Raw genomic sequence first — 19664 nt, forward strand, 5'->3', positions numbered from 1 at the left:
CGGCCTTGCGCTGCGACATCACCCCGAAGTGCGGATCGCGACCGGGTCCCCGGCGGGACCGGTGAGGTTTCCTGATACCGCGGAACCACGGCGATCTCACTCTCAGGTATGACGCCGGACGAGACCCGAGTTCCTAGAGTCGGAGCCGTGAGTGGGAAGCGAGTGGTCCGTGGCGCGACGAATCGGATGCATGGGCACGGGGTGAACATCCTCATCGGTCTCGTCACCGTGATCCTCTACGCGGTGGCGTGGCCGACGCTGCACCTCACGCATCAGGTGTCGTATCCGATGCAGCCGATCATCGCGGCTCTCGCGGCGTGGCCGTTCATCCTCGTCCGGGCCAATCCGGCTCTCGGATGGGCGGTCTCGGCGGTGTCGGCGCTCGTGATCCCGTGGGTGTTCGACCTCGTCCCGGACTCGGGCTACGTCTACCCGTGGCAGGTCGTGCACATCATCGTGATCATGACGCTGCTGCTGGCGGTGAGCCTGGTCGCCGGGCCGCCGACCGTCGTCGTGGCGTGGATCTCGACGGCGTTGCTGTTCTTCGCGAACGCGCCGGGCGACGACGGCATCGGCTGGGCGGTGGGACTGAGCGCGCTGGTCGTCTTCGGTCTGCTCGTCCGCTGGCTGGTGCTCTCGCGCCGACAGCTCGCCGCCGAGGAGGAGGCCGGTGAACTCGAACGCGCACGGCGGGCGATCCTCGAGGAGAAGGCGCGCATCGCTCGCGACCTGCACGACGTCGTGGCACACCACATGTCGATGGTCGTCGTGCAGGCGCAGAGCGCGCCGTACCGGATTTCCTCGGTGTCGGACGAGGCGCGGGCGGAGTTCGAGTCCATCGGCGCCACCGCGCGGGAGGCGCTCAACGAGATCCGCGGTCTGCTGGGCGTGCTGCGCAGCGACGCCGAGACGACCGAGCGGGCTCCGCAGCCCGGCGTCGGACAGGTCCAGGAGTTGCTCGAGGGCACCCGCCGGGCAGGTATCCCGCTGTCGTGGAACGTGAGCGGTGATCGGTCGGCGCTGTCGGAGATGGCCGGACTGACGGTGTACCGCGTGCTGCAGGAGTCGCTCTCCAACGCGGCCCGGCACTGTCCCGGCGCGCACGTGACGGTGTCCCTCGACTACGGTCCGGCCGTCACCTCGCTGCTGGTGGTCAACGGGCCCGCGCTCGCCTTCTCGGGGGCCTCGCCGCGACCGGAGTCGTCGGGCGGGAGCGGCATCGCCGGCATGCGCGAGCGCGCGGCCGCGATGGGCGGCACCCTCGACACCCTGGTGCGCGACGACGGCGGATTCGAGGTCAGGGCGCACATCCCGAACACCCCGCTCGCCTAGGCTGTGGCGGTGGCGATCACGGTATTCATTGCGGACGACCAGGCGATGGTGCGGCAGGGCTTCGGGGCGCTGCTGGGCGCGCAGCCCGACATCAGCGTCATCGGCGACGCCCCCGACGGTCGTACCGCGGTCACCGAGGTCAAACGGCTGCGTCCGGACGTCGTGCTGATGGACGTGCGGATGCCGGAGATGAACGGGCTCGACGCGGCACGCGAGATCCTCGCGGCGGCAATGGAACCGCCGGTGCGGGTGCTGATGCTCACCACGTTCGACATCGACGAGTACGTGTACGAGGCGCTGGGGATCGGTGCCAGCGGCTTCCTGCTCAAGGATGCGCCGGCCGAGGAGCTGATCCGCGCGGTGCACGTCGTCGCGGCGGGGGAGGCGCTGCTCGCGCCGAGCGTCACCAAACGATTGATCGAGGACGTCACCCGGCGTCGGGCCACCCCGCGCCGGCGCGACCGGCAACTCGACGCCCTCACGCCCCGCGAGCGCGAGGTGCTCGAACTGATCGCCGCCGGCCTGTCGAACGTCGAGATCGCGGAACGGCTGTTCGTCGCGGAACAGACCGTCAAGACCCACGTCGGCAAGGTGCTGTCGAAGTTGTCGCTGCGCGACCGCGCGCAGGCCGTCGTCGTGGCGTACGAGTCGGGTCTGGTCACACCCGGTTGACCGACTCGGCGTGCCTGATCGGCGCAGGAGCGGCAAGATGAACAGGGACCGCTCTGCAACTGACCGCCGAGAGGTGCCGTGATGCGCATCGGAATACTCACCGGGGGCGGCGACTGCCCCGGTCTCAACGCCGTGATCCGCGCCGTCGTGCGTACCGCCGACAGTCGATACGGCAGCACCGTCGTCGGATTCCAGGACGGTTGGCGCGGCCTGCTCGAGGACCGCAAGGTCCAGATGCGCAACGAGGACCGGATCGACCGTCTCCTCGCGCGCGGCGGGACGATCCTCGGCACCGCCCGCGTCAACCCGCAGAAGCTGCACGACGGCCTCGACCGGATCAAGCAGACACTCGACGACAACGGCATCGACGTCCTCATCCCGATCGGCGGCGAGGGCACGCTCACCGCCGGCAGCTGGCTCGCCGAGAGCGGCGTCCCGGTGGTGGGGGTGCCCAAGACGATCGACAACGACATCGACTGCACCGACGTCACGTTCGGATTCGACACGGCACTGACCATCGCGACGGAGGCGATCGACCGGCTGCACACCACCGCCGAGTCGCACCAGCGGGTGATGCTCGTCGAGGTGATGGGCCGGCACGCCGGCTGGATCGCGTTGCAGTCCGGCATGGCGTCCGGCGCGCACCTGACGCTGGTGCCGGAGGAGCCGTTCGACGTCGACGAGGTGTGCGCCCTGGTCAAGAAGCGGTTCCAGCGCGGCGACTCGCACTTCATCTGCGTCGTCGCCGAGGGGGCGACGCCGGACCCGTCGTCGATGACGCTGCGTGAGGGTGGCATCGACGAGTTCGGCCACAAGATCTTCACGGGTGTCGCGCAGCAGTTGGCGGTGGAGATCGAGCGACGGATCGGCAAGGAGGTGCGCACCACGGTGCTCGGGCACGTGCAGCGCGGCGGCACGCCCACTCCGTACGACCGCGTGCTGGCGACCCGATTCGGCGTCCACGCCACCGACGCCGCGCACAACGGAAAGTTCGGTCAGATGGTGGCGCTGCACGGCACGAACATCGAGCTGGTGCCGCTGTCGGAGGCGACCAAGCAACTCAAGACCGTGCCCGTCGAGCGCTACCGGGAGGCGGCCGCGTTCTTCGGGTGACGAGGCGCATAAACTCATGGCCATGACTGCCGCCGTGTCCGCTGACCTTCTCGACTATGACGCCGTCCTCGCGAAGTTCGAGCCCGTACTGGGCATGGAAGTGCACGTCGAGTTGCACACCGCCACCAAGATGTTCTGCCCGTGCCCCACTGCGTTCGGCGCCGAGCCCAACACGCAGGTGTGCCCCGTGTGTCTCGGCATGCCGGGAGCGCTTCCCGTCGTCAACCAGGCCGCCGTCGAGTCGGCGATCCGCATCGGCCTCGCGCTGAACTGCTCGATCACCCCGTGGGGCCGGTTCGCCCGGAAGAACTACTTCTACCCGGACCAGCCGAAGAACTACCAGATCTCGCAGTACGACGAGCCCATCGCCACCGAGGGCTACCTCGACGTCGTGCTCGACGACGGCAGCACGTGGCGCGTCGACATCGAGCGCGCGCACATGGAGGAGGACACCGGCAAGTCGCTGCACGTCGGCGGGGCCACCGGTCGTATCCACGGCGCGAGCCACTCGCTGCTCGACTACAACCGCGCCGGCGTCCCGCTCGTCGAGATCGTGACCAAGCCGATCACCGGTGCCGGTGAGCGCGCCCCCGAGGTGGCCCGCGCCTACGTCGCCGCACTGCGCGACCTGCTCAAGGCCCTCGACGTGTCCGACGTCCGCATGGATCAGGGTTCGCTGCGCTGCGACGCCAACGTCTCGCTCATGCCGATCGGCGCCGACGTGTTCGGCACCCGCACCGAGACCAAGAACGTCAACTCGCTCAAGAGCGTCGAGACGGCAGTCCGGTACGAGATGCGCCGCCAGGCCGCCGTGCTCCTCTCCGGTGGCGAGATCATCCAGGAGACCCGGCACTTCCAGGAGGGCGACGGCACCACGTCCGCCGGTCGCCGCAAGGAGACTGCCGAGGACTACCGCTACTTCCCGGAGCCCGATCTCGAGCCCGTCGCCCCCGACGCCGCCTGGGTCGAGGAACTGCGTGGCACGCTGCCCGAGCTGCCGTGGCTCCGCCGCGCCCGCATCCAGGAGGAGTGGGGTGTCTCCGACGAGGAGATGCGCGACCTCGTCAACGCCGGCGCCCTCGAGCTCGTCATCGCGACCACCGAGGCCGGCGCACCCGCATCCGACGCTCGTTCGTGGTGGGTCGCGTACCTCAGCCAGCAGGCCAACACCCGCGGTGTCGAGCTGTCCGAGCTGCCGATCAGCCCGGCCCAGGTCGCCCAGGTCATCTCCTTCGTCACCGACGGGAAGCTCACCAACAAGCTGGCCCGCACGGTCGTCGACTACGTGCTCGACGGCGAGGGTGATCCCGAGCAGATCCTCGCCGCGCATCCCGAGCTGGTCGTCGTGCGCGACGACAGCAAGCTGCAGGCCGCGGTCGACGAGGCCCTGGCCGCGAACCCCGACATCGCCGACAAGATCCGCAGCGGCAAGGTCGCCGCGGCGGGCAAGATCGTCGGCGACGTCATGAAGGCCACTCGCGGACAAGCAGATCCGGCGCGTGTCAAGGAACTCGTCATCGCCGCGTGCAGCTAATGTAGCGGCGCATGAGCGCTGCCGTAGCCACGTCACTCTTCTGGATCACAGTCGCCGCAGCGATCGCGCCACTGATTGCGGGGTCGTTGCGGCGCAAGCTGATTCCCGAAGTCGTGCTGTTACTCGTGGCCGGCATCGTGATCGGTCCGTATGCGCTGGACCTGGCGAATGTCGACACCGAGATCGAGCTGCTGCGGGAACTCGGGCTCGGCATGCTGTTCCTGCTCGCGGGCTACGAGATCGACAAGGACGAACTGACGGGGCGTGGCGGTCGCCGCGCCCTGGTCACGTGGCTGATCTGTCTGGCTCTGGCATTCGCGACCGTCGGCGGTCTGGCCGCGGCGGGACTGGTCCATTCCGAGATCGCGGTCGCGATCGCGCTGACGTCGACGGCGCTGGGCACGCTGCTGCCGATCCTCAAGGATCGCGGTCTCGTCGCGACGCCGATCGGGCGCGCGGTACTCAACCACGGCGCGATCGGTGAGATCGGCCCGGTCATCGCGATGGCGGTGCTGCTGGGTGCACGGGGTGCGGTGGTCTCGCTCGTCGTGCTCGCGGCCTTCGCCGCCGTCGCGGTGGTGGTCGCACTACTGCCGGCCCGGATCCTCCGGGAGGGCACCGACCTGCTGGCCGTGATCCGCCGCGGATCGGACACCACCGCGCAGACCACCGTCCGGTTGGTGATGCTGTTGCTCGTCGCACTGATCGCGGTGGCCGCGGTCTTCGACCTGGACATCATCCTCGGTGCCTTCGCCGCGGGCTTCATCCTCCGGCGGACCGTGCCGGACGGCAACGAACAGCTCGAACACAAGCTCGAGGGCCTCGCCTTCGGCCTCCTCATCCCGATCTTCTTCGTCACGTCCGGCATGGCGATCGACGTGTCCGCAGTCGCCGGAGAACCGTTGGTGCTGGTGGCCTTCCTCGCCCTCCTTGTGGTTGTCCGCGGCCTCCCCGTGTTCGTCGCGTCGCGCTACGACCGTGGCGCGCGCTTCGACACGCGCGACAGTCTGCAGATCGCGCTGTACTCCACCACCGGGCTGCCGCTCATCGTGGCGGTCACCGGAGTCGCGGTGGCGGCAGGGCAGATGTCGAACGCCACCGCGTCGATCCTCGTCGCCGCGGGTGCGATCTCGGTGCTGGTCCTGCCGATGCTCGCGGGGTTTCTCGTCAAACGCACGCCGTCGGCGGCGGGCGAAGCCCCCGAGGGCGTGAGTGCTTGAGCGTCAGTCGAATCCGCCGCCGCCGGACGGCAGCGGGATCTTCACGACGCGATCGTCGGTAGGGCCGGGCTCGCCGCCGGACTTGTTGACCGTCGACGCCCAGATCTGGCCCTCGCCGCTGATCGTGACGTCGCCGAGCCGGCCGTAGAGGTTCTGCGCGAGCAGAGCGGGGGCGGAGGACACCGAACCCGTCTCGCGATCGGTCGTCAGGACCGACACGGCCCGCCCGTCGGCGAGTGCGATCGCGACGGCTCCGGCCGCGACCGCGCACCCCGCGACGCCGGGCTTGTCGGGCCACGTCCATACCGGTGCTGCGCCGACGGAGCCGTCCGGGCGGAGCCGCTGCAGGCGGTCCTCGGTCGCCGTCCGATCCGTCACCCACACGCCGCCGTCGACGTCCGTGCATACGCCGCCGGCCCGCCCGAGGCCGGACAGCGCGACCGCCGGCCGCGGGGGGGCGGGCGCCGTCGACAGAGAGGTGACGCGCAGAAGCTTGCCGGCCAGCGAGCCCGGGTCGGCCGCGGCGGCGGGGTTGCCCGCATCGCCGGTGAGGACCATGAGCTCGCCGGGGCTCGCGAACGTCAGCGCTCCGGCATTGCCCTCGGGGCCACGCGGAATGCCGGTGAGCACGTCCTTGGGGACGTCACCGGGCGCGACGCGCACGACGCGGTTGTCGGTCGCCGTCGTGATGTAGGCGTAGACGAGCCGGTCCTCGCCGAAAGTCGGGGAGAGCGCGATGTCGAGCAGCCCACCGTCGGTCCCGGAATCGACGGGGACCGAGGCGAACTCGGTGGGAGCCTGGCCCGGCGTGACCAGCAGGATGCGCCCCGTGCGCCGCTCGGTCACCAGCGCCGACGTCCCGTCGGGGAGCATCACCAGCCCGCCGGTGCTGTCGAGACACGTCGCCACGACGTTGGGATCGCGGTCGAAGCACGGATCGTCGGGCACCGACGGCTGGGGCGCCACCGACGACGGCGCCGGCTCCTTCGGCTGTACCTCGGCGCCCGAACCGAACGTCGGCTCCGGGGTGAACGGGGAAGACGCGGTGTCGTCGAAGCGGGCGCACCCCGCGGCCGTGATCACGGCCATCGAACAGAATGCGGCCGCCGTCGCACGACGGGCCCGCAGGCTCGGTACACCCATCCTCATGCTGCACGACGTTACGGAAGGGGGCGGTGTCGTCGCCACGTCGCCCGGTGTGACCGGCGCGCCGGAGCGCCAATCCGGTCGCCCACCGCGATCCGACCTAGGCTGCCTTTCGTGACCGACAAGCCGAGAGAGCACCCCGCGTCCACCGGCCAGGGAACCGCGCCCAGCCCGTTCGACCAGCCGACGGAGCGGTTCCCTGCACAGTCCGTCCGGCCGTCGATCCCGCGCACCGACGACGACTTCGACCCCGGCGCGGACGATCTGAGCAGTCTGCCGACCGAGCAGATCCCCGTCTTCCGTCCGGCGCCGGACGCCTCGGCGCGGCCGCCGGTGGTCGAGGAACAGGTCACCGAAGTGATCACGCGTCCCGCGTCGACGGCGCCGGAGCCGATCATGTCCGAGCCGACGGTCTCCGAGCCGATCGTGTCCGAACCGATCGTGTCGGAGCCCGTGGCGGTGGCCGCGCCGGTCGCGGTGCCGGCACAGGGCGAGCCGTCCGGTGCGAATCCGGGTCGCGGCACCCTCGACGTCGGGTTGTTCGTCCTGAGACTCGCCGTCGGCGGCACGCTCCTCGCGCACGGACTCCAGAAACTGACCGGGTGGTGGAACGGCCCGGGCCTCGGCGGATACCGCGATGACCTGGTCACCGCGGGGTTCGACCATGCGCGCGCCCTGGCGGTGGCGGGTGCGGTCGGCGAGGTGGCCGGTGGTGCGCTCCTGATCCTGGGACTGCTGACCCCCTTCGCGGGTGCGGCGGTGCTGGCCGTGATGATCAACGCGTGGTGCCTGAAGCAGTCGGCGCTACCCGGACTCGAGTACTTCGCACCCGGCGGCGTCGAGTACGAGACGCTCATCGGCGCCGCGGCGGCGGCGATCGTCCTCACCGGGCCGGGGCGGATCGCGCTCGACGGCCGCCGCAAGTGGGCCACCCGTCCGCACGTGGGGTCGGTCGTCATCCTGCTCGTCGGGGTCGCCGTCGGTCTGACGGTGTGGTTCGTCGTCAACGGCGCCAATCCCGTCATCTGAGCCACCCCCCCCGATACGGCTGAAGGGTCCCTTCACGCGCTGTGAGCGCGTGAAGGGACCCTTCAGCCGTTGTGGCGGTGTTACGGCACCTGGCGGACGGCGCCCTTGTCGGCCGAGGTGGCCAGGGCGGCGTACGCGCGCAGCGCGGTGGTGACGGTGCGCTGACGATCGACCGGCTGCCACGGACGCTCGGAGGCCTCCATCTTGGCGCGCCGCGCGGCGAGGGTCTCGTCGTCGACGAGGACCTCGAGCGTGCGGGTCGCGACGTCGATGCGGATCTGGTCACCGTCCTCGACGAGTCCGATCACACCGCCCGACGCGGCCTCGGGGGAGATGTGGCCGATCGACAGGCCCGACGTGCCACCGGAGAAGCGGCCGTCGGTGATCAGGGCGCACTCCTTGCCCAGCCCGGCGCCCTTGAGGAAGGCGGTGGGATGCAACATCTCCTGCATGCCCGGGCCGCCCTTGGGGCCCTCGTAGCGAACGACGATGACGTCGCCCGGCTTGATCTGCTTCTGCAAAATCACCGACACGGCGGCCTCCTGCGACTCGACGACGACCGCCGGGCCCTGGAACGAGAACAGTTCCTCGTCGATGCCGGCCGTCTTGAGGATCGCGCCGTCGACGGCGATGTTGCCGCGCAGCACGCACAGGCCGCCCTCGACGGTGTAGGCGTGCTCGAGGTCGCGAATGCAACCGCCCTCGGCGTCGGTGTCGAGTGCGCTCCAGCGGTTGTTCGTCGAGAACGGCTCGGTGGTGCGCACGCCGCCCGGTGCCGCGTGGAAGAGCTCGATCGCCTCGTCGGACGCCTTGCCGGAGCGGATGTCCCACGTGTCGAGCCACTCGTCGAAGCTCTTGGTGTGCACGGTGGAAACGTCGGTCTCGAGCAGGCCCGCGCGGCGCAGCTCGCCGAGCAGAGCGGGGATGCCGCCGGCGCGGTGAACGTCCTCCATGTGGTAGTCCGAGTTGGGGGAGACCTTGGACAGGCACGGCACCCGGCGGCTGATCTCGTCGATCGTGCCCAGGTCGAAGTCGACCTCGCCTTCCTGCGCGGCGGCGAGCGTGTGCAGGACGGTGTTGGTGGAGCCGCCCATCGCGACGTCCAGTGCCATCGCGTTGCGGAAGGCCTTGGGGGTGGCGATGTTCCGCGGCAGAACGGACTCGTCCTCGTCGCGGTAGTAGCGCAGGGCGGCCTCGACGACGGTGGTGCCCGCCCGGCTGAACAGGGCGCGACGCGCCTCGTGGGTGGCCAGCGTGGAGCCGTTGCCGGGCAGGGCGAGGCCCAGCGCCTCGGTGAGGCAGTTCATCGAGTTCGCGGTGAACATACCCGAGCACGAACCGCAGGTCGGGCAGGCGCTGCGCTCGACCTCGTCCAGGCCCTCCTCGGACACGGAGTCGTTGGCGCTCGCGGAGATCGCCGTGATCAGGTCGGTGGGGGCCTGCGCGACACCGCCGACGACGACGGCCTTGCCGGCCTCCATCGGCCCACCCGAGACGAACACCGTCGGGATGTTCAGGCGCATCGCGGCATTGAGCATGCCGGGGGTGATCTTGTCGCAGTTCGAGATGCACACCAGTGCGTCGGCGGTGTGGGCGTTGACCATGTATTCGACGGAGTCGGCGATGATCTCGCGGCTGGGCAGCGAGTACAGCATGCCGCCGTGGCCCATCGCGATGCCGTCGTCGACGGCGATCGTGTGGAACTCGCGCGGCACGCCACCGGCGGCGCGGACGGCCTCGGCGACGATATCGCCGACGTCCTTGAGGTGGACGTGGCCCGGAACGAACTGCGTGTACGAGTTGGCGATCGCGACGATCGGCTTACCGAAGTCGGAGTCCGTCATACCGGTGGCCCGCCACAGCGAGCGAGCTCCGGCAGCGTTGCGTCCGACGGTGGTGGTGCGTGACCTCAGCGGGGGCATGGGCGGATTCCTTCGTCGATCAGCGGTTCTCGGCGGCGGGCTGTGCACACCGAGCGCGGCGAAATACGTAAACAGGTGGGCCCGTGGGGTGCTGGTCGGCTGGACCCGATATCGGCTGGTAGTACTGCCTCGTCATCTCCGGTGGGAGTGGGAGACGTCCTGGTGCGACGCTACTCCCGCGACCGGGTCAGTCGGCATTCGGCTCCGGCACGTCGGCGGTCCCGGCCCGATCGGACTCGGTCGCCTCGTCCTCGGCGGCGCGCTTGCGTTCCTCTGCCTCGCGTGCGGCCGCGTACGGGTCGGTGACCCGGGCTCCGCTCGCGGACGCCAGTTGGGGCAGCCGACCGAACGTCACCGTCGGCAGCGACACCTCGGTGCCGTCGACGAGGTCCGCCCGCGCCCAGCCCCGCTTGGGGAAACGGAAGCCCTTGATCTCATCCCACGATATGGACTGCGACGAGAACGCGCGTCGCAGTTCGAGCCCGTCGGGGGAGACGGTGGTGCGCACTCGCAGCACCCACGCCGCGACGAGGAACGGGATCACCAGCGTCCAGCCGAACGCCGCCGGCCAACCCAGAACGGGGAAGCTGAGGCAGAACAGCAGGAAGATGCACGCAATCAGGGCGAGCGGCGAAATCCGGATGACCTGTCGGCTGTCCGCGGGCGTATGGGATGATGACTGTGGTGGCACGGGCTGCTGAGGAGATGACACCTCTACATCTTCGCACTGCAGCCGAGGCATCTTACATTCTGGGACAGCGCACTCACCAAAGTTGACTGTCTACCATTAGCGCGCCTACCGTCGAGCGCGTGAAGCAGAATGAGTTGCTCGTAATCGGCCGGCGCGTCGTCGCCTGAGCCGGTTGTTGCAACTCGCCAGATAACGACGCGCCACCCTCGTACAGCTGATGCTGACGAGGGTTTTTTGTTGCCCGGACCCAGAACCGCAGAGCCAGAATCGCAGAGGATTTCTCCAGTGAGCGCACCAACCGCACGGCCTCAACCCACGCCGCGCAAGTCGGGAGCTACCGGCCCGACCGCGGGAGACAGCAGGGCGGCAGCCACGCAGCCCGGTAACCGTCGTCAGGTCGCGCCCGAGCGCGTCACCGGCGCGCAGTCCGTGGTTCGCGCCCTCGAGGAGCTCGAGGTCGACACCGTGTTCGGTATCCCGGGCGGTGCCGTTCTGCCCGTGTACGACCCGCTCTTCGACTCGAAGCGGGTGCGCCACGTCCTGGTTCGCCACGAGCAGGGCGCGGGTCACGCCGCGACCGGCTATGCGCAGGCGACCGGCAAGGTCGGCGTGTGCATGGCGACCTCCGGCCCCGGTGCGACCAACCTGGTGACCCCGCTCGCCGACGCGCAGATGGACTCGGTCCCGGTCGTCGCGATCACCGGCCAGGTGGGCCGCGGACTGATCGGCACGGACGCTTTCCAGGAAGCCGACATCTCCGGCATCACGATGCCGATCACCAAGCACAACTTCCTCATCACCGACGGTGTCGACATCCCGCGGATCCTGGCGGAGGCGTTCTACCTCGCGTCGAGCGGCCGCCCGGGCGCGGTCCTCGTCGACATCCCGAAGGACATCCTGCAGGCGCAGACCACGTTCTCGTGGCCGCCGGAGATGCACCTGCCGGGCTACCGTCCGGTCACCAAGCCGCACGGCAAGCAGGTCCGCGAGGCGGCCCGGCTCATCGCCGACGCCAAGTCCCCGGTGCTGTACGTCGGTGGCGGTGTCATCAAGGCGGAGGCGTCCGCCGAGCTGCTCGAACTGGCCGAGCTGACCGGCATCCCCGTCGTCACGACCCTGATGGCGCGTGGCGCGTTCCCCGACAGCCACCAGCTCAACTGCGGTATGCCGGGCATGCACGGCACGGTCGCGGCCGTTGCCGCACTGCAGAAGAGCGACCTGCTGATCACCCTGGGCGCCCGCTTCGACGACCGCGTCACCGGTCAGCTGGACTCCTTCGCGCCCGACGCCAAGGTCATCCACGCGGACATCGATCCCGCGGAGATCGGCAAGAACCGCCACGCGGACGTCCCGATCGTGGGCGACTGCAAGGAGGTCATCACCGAACTCCTCGAGGCGATCCGCGCCGACCGGGCGACGGGCACGACCCTCGACCTGACCGAGTGGTGGGCGTACCTCGACGGCATCCGTCGCACCTACCCGCTGGCGTACGACCGTCCCTCGGACGGCGCGCTGTCGCCCGAGTACGTGATCCAGGCCGTCGGCCGGCTCGCGGGCCCGGACGCCATCTACTGCGCCGGCGTCGGTCAGCACCAGATGTGGGCGGCGCAGTTCGTCAACTACGAGAAGCCGCGCACGTGGCTCAACTCGGGTGGCCTCGGCACGATGGGCTACGCCGTGCCGGCCGCGATGGGCGCCAAGATGGGTCTGCCGAACCGCGAGGTGTGGGCCATCGACGGTGACGGCTGCTTCCAGATGACCAACCAGGAGCTCGCGACCTGCGCGGTCGAGGGTGTGCCGATCAAGGTCGCGCTCATCAACAACGGCAACCTGGGCATGGTCCGCCAGTGGCAGACCCTGTTCTACGACGAGCGCTACTCGAACACGAACCTCGGGACGCACGGCGCCGTGCGCATCCCGGACTTCGTCAAGCTGGCCGAGGCGCTGGGCTGCGTCGGCATCCGCGTCGAGCGCGAGGAGGACGTCGAGGACGCGATCCGCACCGCGCAGTCGATCAACGACAAGCCCGTCGTCATCGACTTCATCGTCGGCAAGGACGCCCAGGTGTGGCCGATGGTCGCCGCCGGCACCAGCAACGACGAGATCATGGCCGCCCGCGGAATCCGTCCGCTGTTCGACGAGGACGAAGCGGCGGACGAGCCTGCAACCATTCACGAGGCCATGGAACGCGAGCAGCGTGCCGGTGAGGCCGCTTCCGGAGAGGAACGTCAGTGAGCACCAGCCACACCCTCAGTGTTCTCGTCGAGGACAAGCCGGGCGTGCTGGCCCGTGTCGCTGCACTCTTCTCCCGCCGGGGATTCAACATCGAGTCGCTCGCCGTGGGCGGCACCGAGGTTCCCGACATCTCGCGCATGACGATCGTCGTCACGGTCGACGAGTTCCCGCTCGAGCAGGTGACCAAGCAGCTCAACAAGCTGGTGAACGTCATCAAGATCGTCGAGCAGGACACCGAGGCGTCGGTGGCGCGTGAGTTGATCCTGATCAAGGTGCGGGCCGACGCCAGCGTCCGCACACAGGTGATCGAGACCGTGAACCTGTTCCGCGCCAAGGTGATCGACGTTTCGCCGGAGGCCCTCACGATCGAGGCGACCGGTACCCGTTCCAAGCTCGACGCGCTCCTGCGCATGCTCGATCCGTTCGGCATCCGCGAGATCGTGCAGTCCGGTGTGGTGGCGGTCGGCCGCGGGCCGAAGTCGATCACGGCGACCCGCTAGAACCGTTCACCAGCCGACAACAGACAATCAAGCGTTCATAGAACCCAGAGGGAAGGTAAGAACTGTGGCAGTCGAGATGTTCTACGACGACGATGCAGACCTGTCGATCATCCAGGGCCGCAAGGTCGCGGTCATCGGCTACGGCAGCCAGGGCCACGCGCACTCGCTGAGCCTGCGCGATTCCGGTGTCGATGTGCGCATCGGCCTCCAGGAGGGTTCGAAGTCTCGCGCCAAGGCCGAGGAGCAGGGCCTGACCGTGGGCACGCCGGCCGAGGTTGCCGAGTGGGCCGACGTCATCATGGTGCTCGCCCCCGATACCGCTCAGGCATCGATCTTCAAGAACGACATCGAGCCCAACCTGAAGGACGGCGACGCGCTGTTCTTCGGCCACGGCCTCAACATCCACTTCGACCTGATCACGCCCCCGGCGAACGTCACGGTCGGCATGGTCGCGCCGAAGGGCCCGGGCCACCTGGTCCGTCGTCAGTTCGTCGACGGCAAGGGCGTTCCGGCCCTGATCGCCGTCCACCAGGACCCGAAGGGTGAGGGCCAGGCCCTGGCTCTGTCCTACGCCAAGGGCATCGGCGGCACCCGCGCCGGCGTCATCAAGACCACGTTCAAGGAAGAGACCGAGACGGACCTCTTCGGCGAGCAGGCCGTGCTGTGCGGCGGCACCGAGGAACTGGTCAAGACCGGTTTCGAGGTCATGGTCGAGGCCGGCTACGCGCCCGAGATGGCGTACTTCGAGGTTCTGCACGAGCTCAAGCTCATCGTCGACCTCATGTACGAGGGTGGCATCGCCCGCATGAACTACTCGGTGTCCGACACCGCCGAGTTCGGTGGATACCTGAGCGGTCCCCGCGTCATCGACGCCGGCACCAAGGAGCGCATGAAGGCGATCCTGGCCGACATCCAGTCCGGCGAGTTCACCCGCCGCCTGGTTGCCAACGTCGAGAACGGCAACAAGGAGCTCGAGGCTCTCCGCAAGGAGAACGCCGAGCACCCGATCGAGGTCACCGGCAAGAAGCTGCGCGACCTGATGAGCTGGGTCGATCGTCCGATCACCGAGACGGCCTGATCCACAGCCTCTGCACTCGGCCCGGGGGCCGCGCGTCCGGTACGCGCGGCCCCCGGGCCGAGGTGGTTCCGGGCTGTGGCGAGAATCTCCGAAGTGCCGACACCGGTGTCCACTATGTGGTAGCCGGTACCCGCACTGCGGAATCGTGGCGCCCTGCCAACTAAACTGATCACGACCGCGACCCGTGCGCGCCCGCCGCGGCGCCCGGCCGCGGACAATCGCTCGACCCGACACACCCAGACACCGAAACACAGGAGAGTTCCTCGTGAGCCAGAATGGCCGTCCCGTTGTCCTGATCGCCGACAAGCTCGCACAATCGACCGTCGATGCGCTCGGTGACGGTGTCGAGGTGCGCTGGGTCGACGGCCCGGACCGCCCCGCGCTGCTCGCGGCCGTGCCCGAGGCCGACGCCCTGCTCGTCCGTTCGGCCACGACGGTCGACGCCGAGGTGCTCGCCGCAGCCACGAAGCTGAAGATCGTGGGCCGCGCGGGTGTCGGGCTCGACAACGTCGACATCCCGGCCGCCACCGAGCGTGGCGTCATGGTCGTCAACGCACCGACCTCCAACATCCACTCGGCCGCCGAGCACGCCGTCTCGCTGCTGCTGTCGACCGCGCGCCAGATTCCGGCCGCCGACCGCACGCTGCGCGAGAAGACTTGGAAGCGTTCGAGCTTCAACGGCACCGAGATCCTGGGCAAGACCGTCGGCGTCGTCGGCCTCGGCCGCATCGGCCAGCTGTTCGCGCAGCGCCTCGCCGCGTTCGAGACCGACATCATCGCGTACGACCCCTACCTGCCGGCTGCCCGTGCCGCGCAGCTGGGCATCGAGCTGGTCGACATCGACGAGCTGGTCGAGCGCGCCGACTTCATCTCGGTGCACCTGCCCAAGACCAAGGAGACCGCGGGTCTGCTCAACGCCGAGCGTCTGGCCAAGGCCAAGGACGGCGTCATCATCGTCAATGCCGCGCGCGGTGGCCTGATCGACGAGGACGCGCTGTACGACGCACTCGTGAACGGGAAGGTCCGCGCCGCCGGTCTCGACGTGTTCGAAACCGAGCCGTGCACCGACTCCAAGCTGTTCGACCTCGACAACGTCGTCGTCACCCCCCACCTCGGTGCATCCACCTCGGAGGCCCAGGACCGCGCCGGTACCGACGTCGCGAAGAGCGTCCTGCTGGCCCTGGCCGGCGAGTTCGTGCCGGACGCCGTCAACGTCTCCGGTGGACCGGTCGGCGAAGAGGTCGCCCCGTGGCTCGAGCTGGTCCGCAAGCTGGGCCTGCTCGCCGGCACCCTGTCGCCCGAGGCCGTCCAGAACGTCCAGGTCGTCGCGAGCGGTGAGCTGTCGGCCGAGAAGGTCGACATCCTGGGTCTGGCCGCACTGCGCGGCCTGTTCTCGGCGAGCAGCGACGAGGCCGTCACGTTCGTCAACGCACCGCAGCTCGCCGAGCAGCGCGGCGTGAGCGTCGAGGTCGAGAAGCACAGCGAGGCACAGACGCACCGCAGCGCCGTCGAGGTCCGCGCGGTTGCCGCCGACGGCACCGTGACCACGGTCGCGGGCGCGCTGACCGGCCTGCAGCAGGTCGAGAAGATCGTCAACATCAACGGCCGCAGCTTCGACCTGCGCGCCGAGGGCCACAACATCGTCGTGCACTACACGGACCGTCCGGGCGTGCTCGGCATCCTGGGCACCGTGCTCGGCACCGCCGGTATCGACATCCAGGCCGCCGCGCTGAGCCAGGACGTCGAGGGCGAGGGTGCCACCGTCATCCTGCGCGTCGACCGTCTCGTCGGCGACGCCGAGGTCGCACAGATCGTGGAGCAGCTCGACGCGCGGGTCGCGCAGGTCGACCTGTCCTGATCCTCCCCATATCCCTACCCGGTGGCCGCGATCGTCGAGGACGGTCGCGGCCGCCGGCGCTACCGGGGTGCCTCATGCCACCGGTGGATTCTCAGTCGAAAGAGAGTGTGTCCCATGAAGCTTGCGGTCATCCCCGGTGACGGCATCGGTGTCGAGGTCACGGCGGAAGCGCTGAAGGTTCTGCGGAAGCTGGTTCCGGACGTGGAGACCACCGAGTTCGACCTCGGTGCCAAGCGCTACAACGAGACCGGCGATCTGCTGCCCGACGCCGACCTCGACGCGATCCGTCAGCACGACGCGATCCTGCTCGGCGCCATCGGCGACCCGCGGTTCGTCGCTCCGGGCATCCTCGAGCGTGGCCTGCTGCTGAACATGCGTTTCCTGCTCGACCACCACGTGAACCTGCGTCCGGCGCGCACCTACCCGCAGTCGAGCTCGCCGCTGGCCGCGAACCCGGACATCGACTTCATCGTCGTCCGTGAGGGCACCGAGGGCCCGTACACCGGTAACGGTGGCTCGATCCGCATCGGCACCCCGCACGAGGTTGCGACCGAGGTCTCGGTCAACACGTGGTTCGGCGCCGAGCGCGTCGTGCGCGCCGCCTACGAACTGGCGCAGAAGCGCCGGGGCCACCTGACGCTGATCCACAAGACCAACGTGCTCTCCAACGCCGGTCGCATCTGGACGCGCGCGATGGAGACCGTCGGCGCCGAGTACCCGGACGTCGAGACGGCGTACTGCCACATCGACGCGGCGACCATCTACATGGTCACCGACCCGGCTCGCTTCGACGTGATCGTCACCGACAACCTGTTCGGCGACATCATCACCGACCTCGCGGGCGCTGTCACCGGTGGTATCGGTCTGGCCGCGAGCGCCAACATCGATGCGTCGGGCACCAACCCGTCGATGTTCGAGCCCGTTCACGGCTCGGCGCCGGACATCGCCGGCCAGGGCATCGCCGACCCGACCGCCGCGATCCTGTCGGCCGCGATGCTGCTGCGTCACCTCGGCCGCGAGGACGACGCCGCACGCATCGAGGCCGCCGTCGAGGCCGATCTGGCCTCGCGCGGCGACGCCGCGATCGTCACCACCGAGGTCGGCGACCGTATCGCCGCTGCCGTCTAGGCGCGTCGAACTCTCGAAAATCGTGACCGCCGCCCGGAATCCGGGCGGCGGTCACGGTCGTTTCAGCGGCGTTCGGGGTGGTCGTGGGGCACCAGGGGCGCCGCGGCCAGCGGGAACAGGGCGGCGACCGCGAAGGTCACGGGAAAGCTCACCGCCGCAACCAGTGCCCCGAACAGAGGCGGTACCAACGACGCCGCGAGGTATTGGCTCGTGTTCTGGGCGCCCAGCGCGCGGCCACTCCAGTACGGTCCGGCGATCTCGGCGACGGCGGTGAACGCCAATCCGTTGTCCGCCACCGTGATCACGGACGCCACGACCAACAGTGCCACCGACACGGGGGAGTCCAGCCAGTCGGTCACCGCCAGCGCACCCATCGACACCGCGGCCGCGATAGCGACCCAGCGCAGCGGGCGCATCCGGCTGCCCACTCGATCACTCAACGCCCCGGCCGCGATCCGTCCTGCAGCACCGAGTAATTGGGTGACGGTGACCAGCAGGCCGGCCGAGGCTGCGGACCAGTTCCGATCCGTCATCAACCACAGCAGCGCGAAGGTCCATACCAGGTACTGAGGAACGACCAGCAGAACCGAGACGCCGTGAATCCGCCACAGCGCGCCCGACTTCCGGTAGGGATTGTCGAGCAGTCCCGTCTGCTGTGCGGCCGAGCGGTCCGGCCGCGGCGGGTCGAGGACGAACATACAACCGATTGCTGCGACAATTGTCACAGCGAGAGGCAGTGCCAATGCCCAACCGATGCCGTGGGATTCGGCGATGCGTGGCACCGTCAGCGCCGCGACCGCGACGCCCAGTGGTAGCGCCATCTGCCTGATTCCCATCGCGAAACCGCGTCGGTGTGGCGGGAACCATCCCACGACGACGCGTCCACTGGCCGCGTTGGCGCTCGAGGCCGCCATGCCGCCGATCAGCAGGAAGATGCCCAGCATCGCGAACGACGAACTGAGTGCGGCGCCGGCGCTCGCCAGCGCCGTGGCGGCCATGCCGGCGACGAGGACGCGGCGTTCGCCGATGCGATCGACCACGGCACCCCAGGCCATCAGGCTGACGAGGAAGCCGACGGTCGGCGCGGCGACCACGAGGCCGGCGCGGGACAACTCCATGCCGTAGGTGTCGTGCAGCGTGGGCAGGAGGAACGCAGGTGCGTTCGCGAACACGGCGCCGGCGGCCTGTGCGAGCACGCCCAGTCCCAGCATCGACCAGCGTTTCGCCGAATTCACCCGAACTTCCTCGTCTACCGTTGCGCTCATGATGCCGTCCCAATATGTGAAATGAATGTCCTAGAATGTGGATACGGATCGAAGTGTAGACCCTTCGCGGCGGCGGGCGCGACGGGTACGCCCGACCGATGTGACGTGACTCGATAGACTCGGGCTCATGCGCCTTGGTCGAATTGCCAGTCCCGATGGAGTTGCCTTTGTGTCGATCGAGGGGGAGGGCGACGCGCAGACTGCGAAGGAGATCGCCGAACATCCCTTCGGCACACCGACTTTCACGGGCCGTAGCTGGCCGCTGGCGGACGTGCGCCTGCTCGCTCCGATCCTGGCCAGCAAGGTGATCTGCGTCGGCAAGAACTATGCGGCACACGCGGCCGAGATGGGCGGCGAAGCGCCCGAGGATCCCGTCATCTTCATCAAGCCCAACACCTCCATCGTCGGTCCGGGCGCGCCGGTCCTGCTGCCGCCGTCGTCGAACGAGGTGCACTACGAGGGCGAGCTCGCCGTCGTCATCGGCCGTCCGTGCAAGGACGTCCCCGCGGCAAAGGCGCTCGACGTCGTGCTCGGCTACACCGTCGCCAACGACGTGACCGCGCGCGACCAGCAGCGGCACGACGGTCAGTGGACCCGCGCGAAGGGGTACGACACGTTCTGCCCGCTGGGTCCGTGGATCGAGACCGATCTGGACGTCTCGGATGTCGAGGTCAGGACCGAGGTGGACGGCGAGGTCAAGCAGCGCAGCCGCACTTCGCTACTGCTGCACGACATTCCGAAGGTCATCGAGTGGGTGTCGGCGGTCATGACGCTGCTGCCCGGCGACGTGATCCTCACCGGAACGCCCGAGGGTGTGGGCCCGATCGTCGACGGTCAGACCGTGAGCGTCACCGTCGAGGGCATCGGCACGCTGACCAATCCGGTTGCCGCCAAGCGCTGATCGGATACCGCTCCCGGTGGGCACGGGACTAGCCTGTAGT

16 protein-coding genes are annotated in these 19664 nt (G+C 69.1%); 12 read left to right on the plus strand and 4 right to left on the minus strand.

Going from position 1 to position 19664, the window contains the following annotated elements; all coding sequences use genetic code 11:
* The first annotated feature begins 186 nt into the window (after positions 1-186).
* From ABEU20_RS00270 to ABEU20_RS00290, 5 genes are all read left to right on the plus strand, one after another.
* Positions 187-1332: a sensor histidine kinase gene (locus ABEU20_RS00270; protein ID WP_420163106.1), complete on the plus strand. Its 1146-nt coding sequence runs from the start codon at positions 187-189 to the stop codon at positions 1330-1332.
* Positions 1333-1341: 9 nt separating this feature from the next.
* A complete protein-coding gene (locus ABEU20_RS00275) occupies positions 1342-2004 on the plus strand; it encodes a response regulator (RefSeq protein ID WP_420162423.1) in 663 nt (220 codons plus the stop codon).
* An 81-nt stretch (positions 2005-2085) separates the two neighbouring features.
* Positions 2086-3117 (plus strand): ATP-dependent 6-phosphofructokinase, encoded by a 1032-nt coding sequence (locus ABEU20_RS00280; protein WP_420162424.1) that lies wholly within the window; start codon positions 2086-2088, stop codon positions 3115-3117.
* 22 nt (positions 3118-3139) lie between these two features.
* Positions 3140-4651, plus strand: coding sequence for an Asp-tRNA(Asn)/Glu-tRNA(Gln) amidotransferase subunit GatB (gene gatB / locus ABEU20_RS00285; RefSeq protein WP_420162425.1), 1512 nt, complete (start codon positions 3140-3142; stop codon positions 4649-4651).
* 11 nt (positions 4652-4662) lie between these two features.
* Positions 4663-5871: a cation:proton antiporter gene (locus tag ABEU20_RS00290; protein WP_420162426.1), complete on the plus strand. Its 1209-nt coding sequence runs from the start codon at positions 4663-4665 to the stop codon at positions 5869-5871.
* 3 nt (positions 5872-5874) lie between these two features.
* Here the strand turns inward: ABEU20_RS00290 and ABEU20_RS00295 are convergent, their stop codons facing one another.
* Entirely contained in the window at positions 5875-7020 is a 1146-nt protein-coding gene (locus ABEU20_RS00295; RefSeq protein WP_420162427.1) for a PQQ-dependent sugar dehydrogenase, read from the minus strand.
* A 111-nt stretch (positions 7021-7131) separates the two neighbouring features.
* Between ABEU20_RS00295 and ABEU20_RS00300 the strand changes: the two genes are divergently transcribed.
* Positions 7132-8046: a DoxX family protein gene (locus ABEU20_RS00300; protein WP_420162428.1), complete on the plus strand. Its 915-nt coding sequence runs from the start codon at positions 7132-7134 to the stop codon at positions 8044-8046.
* 80 nt (positions 8047-8126) lie between these two features.
* Here the strand turns inward: ABEU20_RS00300 and ilvD are convergent, their stop codons facing one another.
* Positions 8127-9968 (minus strand): dihydroxy-acid dehydratase, encoded by a 1842-nt coding sequence (gene ilvD, locus ABEU20_RS00305; RefSeq protein WP_420162429.1) that lies wholly within the window; start codon positions 9966-9968, stop codon positions 8127-8129.
* 187 nt (positions 9969-10155) lie between these two features.
* The gene (locus ABEU20_RS00310; protein WP_420163107.1) at positions 10156-10659 is read right to left on the minus strand and encodes a PH domain-containing protein; all 504 of its coding nucleotides are present in this window, start codon (positions 10657-10659) and stop codon (positions 10156-10158) included.
* A 285-nt stretch (positions 10660-10944) separates the two neighbouring features.
* Between ABEU20_RS00310 and ABEU20_RS00315 the strand changes: the two genes are divergently transcribed.
* The 5 genes from ABEU20_RS00315 (at position 10945) to ABEU20_RS00335 (ending at position 17458) form a co-directional block, all read left to right on the plus strand.
* On the plus strand, positions 10945-12894 hold the full coding sequence (locus tag ABEU20_RS00315) for an acetolactate synthase large subunit (protein WP_420162430.1): 1950 nt from the start codon (positions 10945-10947) through the stop codon (positions 12892-12894).
* Positions 12891-13394 (plus strand): acetolactate synthase small subunit, encoded by a 504-nt coding sequence (ilvN, locus tag ABEU20_RS00320; protein ID WP_420162431.1) that lies wholly within the window; start codon positions 12891-12893, stop codon positions 13392-13394. Before ABEU20_RS00315 ends, ilvN begins: the two co-directional genes overlap by 4 nt.
* Positions 13395-13470: 76 nt before the next feature.
* Entirely contained in the window at positions 13471-14472 is a 1002-nt protein-coding gene (gene ilvC / locus ABEU20_RS00325) for a ketol-acid reductoisomerase (RefSeq protein WP_206612274.1), read from the plus strand.
* A gap of 265 nt (positions 14473-14737) precedes the next feature.
* Positions 14738-16330, plus strand: a complete 1593-nt coding sequence (serA, locus tag ABEU20_RS00330; protein WP_420162432.1) for a phosphoglycerate dehydrogenase — start codon at positions 14738-14740, stop codon at positions 16328-16330.
* A gap of 114 nt (positions 16331-16444) precedes the next feature.
* On the plus strand, positions 16445-17458 hold the full coding sequence (locus tag ABEU20_RS00335; protein WP_420162433.1) for a 3-isopropylmalate dehydrogenase: 1014 nt from the start codon (positions 16445-16447) through the stop codon (positions 17456-17458).
* Positions 17459-17520: 62 nt separating this feature from the next.
* Here the strand turns inward: ABEU20_RS00335 and ABEU20_RS00340 are convergent, their stop codons facing one another.
* A complete protein-coding gene (locus ABEU20_RS00340) occupies positions 17521-18723 on the minus strand; it encodes an MFS transporter (RefSeq protein ID WP_420162434.1) in 1203 nt (400 codons plus the stop codon).
* Positions 18724-18850: 127 nt separating this feature from the next.
* Between ABEU20_RS00340 and ABEU20_RS00345 the strand changes: the two genes are divergently transcribed.
* Entirely contained in the window at positions 18851-19624 is a 774-nt protein-coding gene (locus ABEU20_RS00345; RefSeq protein WP_420162435.1) for a fumarylacetoacetate hydrolase family protein, read from the plus strand.
* Positions 19625-19664: the final 40 nt, after the last annotated feature.

This window comes from Rhodococcus parequi, assembly GCF_046042785.1.
Classification (GTDB): Bacteria; Actinomycetota; Actinomycetes; order Mycobacteriales; family Mycobacteriaceae; genus Prescottella; species Prescottella parequi.

Coding starts and splice junctions, on each gene's coding strand:
- ABEU20_RS00340 (WP_420162434.1), bottom strand. CDS start 18,723: ATGAGCGCAACGGTAGACGAGGAAGTTCGGGTGAATTCGGCGAAACGC.
- gatB (WP_420162425.1), top strand. CDS start 3,140: ATGACTGCCGCCGTGTCCGCTGACCTTCTCGACTATGACGCCGTCCTC.
- ABEU20_RS00295 (WP_420162427.1), bottom strand. CDS start 7,020: ATGAGGATGGGTGTACCGAGCCTGCGGGCCCGTCGTGCGACGGCGGCC.
- ABEU20_RS00270 (WP_420163106.1), top strand. CDS start 187: ATGCATGGGCACGGGGTGAACATCCTCATCGGTCTCGTCACCGTGATC.
- ilvC (WP_206612274.1), top strand. CDS start 13,471: ATGTTCTACGACGACGATGCAGACCTGTCGATCATCCAGGGCCGCAAG.
- ilvD (WP_420162429.1), bottom strand. CDS start 9,968: ATGCCCCCGCTGAGGTCACGCACCACCACCGTCGGACGCAACGCTGCC.
- ABEU20_RS00345 (WP_420162435.1), top strand. CDS start 18,851: ATGCGCCTTGGTCGAATTGCCAGTCCCGATGGAGTTGCCTTTGTGTCG.
- ABEU20_RS00335 (WP_420162433.1), top strand. CDS start 16,445: ATGAAGCTTGCGGTCATCCCCGGTGACGGCATCGGTGTCGAGGTCACG.
- ABEU20_RS00280 (WP_420162424.1), top strand. CDS start 2,086: ATGCGCATCGGAATACTCACCGGGGGCGGCGACTGCCCCGGTCTCAAC.
- ABEU20_RS00290 (WP_420162426.1), top strand. CDS start 4,663: ATGAGCGCTGCCGTAGCCACGTCACTCTTCTGGATCACAGTCGCCGCA.